1 protein-coding gene is annotated in these 1,480 nt (G+C 40.7%); it reads left to right on the top strand.

Annotated elements, in window-relative coordinates; translation table 11 throughout:
* Positions 1-59: 59 nt before the first annotated feature.
* Positions 60-1,480 (top strand): IMP dehydrogenase (gene guaB, locus E1176_RS01120; protein WP_155208746.1); only part of this gene is annotated, 1,421 nt, incomplete at its 3' end.

Genomic DNA, 1,480 nt, shown 5'->3' with positions numbered 1-1,480 from the left:
TTTTATGTGGGGTAATCTCTGTAGCTTTGTTCGGCAAATAACTATAACGCTTATTTGCTATGTCTAAAGACAATTCTAAATTCGTATTGGAGGCACTTACATATGATGATGTGCTTCTTCAACCGGGCTATTCAGAAGTACTACCAAGAGATACAGATACTTCTTCCCAACTCACCAAAAATATCAAATTAAATATTCCGCTCGTTTCTGCTGCCATGGACACAGTCTCAGAGGCAGATTTAGCTATAGCAATGGCGCTGGAAGGTGGCCTTGGTTTTATTCATAAGAATATGACTAAAGAGCAACAAGCCAACCAGGTGAGAAAAGTTAAAAGATCTCAAAGCGGGATGATAATCGATCCTATCACCCTCCATAATAAATCTACAGCTCAAGATGCTGAGAATATTATGAGAGAGTACAAAATAGGTGGTATTCCAGTAGTAGATGAAAACGAAAAGCTTATAGGAATAATCACTAATAGAGATTTAAGATTTCTAAAAGACTTTAGCACACCAGTAACAGAAATAATGACTGGTGAAGGCCTTATTACAGCTGAGGAAAATAAAATAAACCTAGAGAAGGCAGAAGATATCCTTCAACAACATAAAATAGAAAAACTTCCTATTATTAATGAAAAAGGCATTTTAACAGGTCTCATTACATATAAGGATATCCTTAAAAAGAAAAACAAGCCAAATGCCTGCAAAGATGAGTTAGGTAGGTTACGTGTTGGTGCAGCGGTTGGTGTCACTCCTGACATTATGGATCGCATCGAGTTGCTTAAAAAGGCCGGAGTTGATGTGGTAAGCATTGATACTGCTCATGGGCACTCAAAAGGTGTTATAGACATGTTTAAAAAGGTGAAAGCTGCCTACCCCGACCTCGATATAATTGTCGGTAATGTCGCAACAGCAGAGGCAGCTAAAATGCTTGCAGAGGCTGGAGCTGATGGAATTAAGGTAGGGGTGGGCCCCGGGAGTATTTGCACTACAAGAATTATTGCAGGTGTAGGAGTTCCTCAACTTTCTGCTGTATATGAAGCAGCTAGAGCTGTTGAAGGTATGGGTGTCCCGATTATAGCCGATGGAGGTATTAGGTTTTCTGGTGATATAGTTAAGGCTCTTGCTGGAGGTGCCAGCAGTGTAATGATAGGCTCTCTGTTGGCTGGTACTGAAGAAGCACCGGGTGAAGTTATTATTTACGAGGGTAGAAAATTTAAATCATACCGAGGTATGGGGTCATTAGAGGCCATGGAAGACGGCTCAAAGGATCGTTATTTTCAAGATGCTGAAGATGATATTAAAAAATTAGTACCGGAAGGTATAGTCGGTCGAGTACCTTACAAGGGTCTTGTCTCAGAAGTTTTGTATCAACTTACAGGTGGTCTCAAAGCTGGCATGGGTTATTGCGGAGCAGCAACAGTGGGACAACTACAAAATGCGAAGTTTGTAAAGATCACAGCAGCTGGGGTTAGTGAAAG

The organism is Fulvivirga aurantia (assembly GCF_009711475.1).
Taxonomy (GTDB): domain Bacteria; phylum Bacteroidota; class Bacteroidia; order Cytophagales; family Cyclobacteriaceae; genus Fulvivirga; species Fulvivirga aurantia.
Note: the sequence above shows the minus strand (reverse complement) of the source record. Positions and strands in the feature narration are given on the sequence as shown.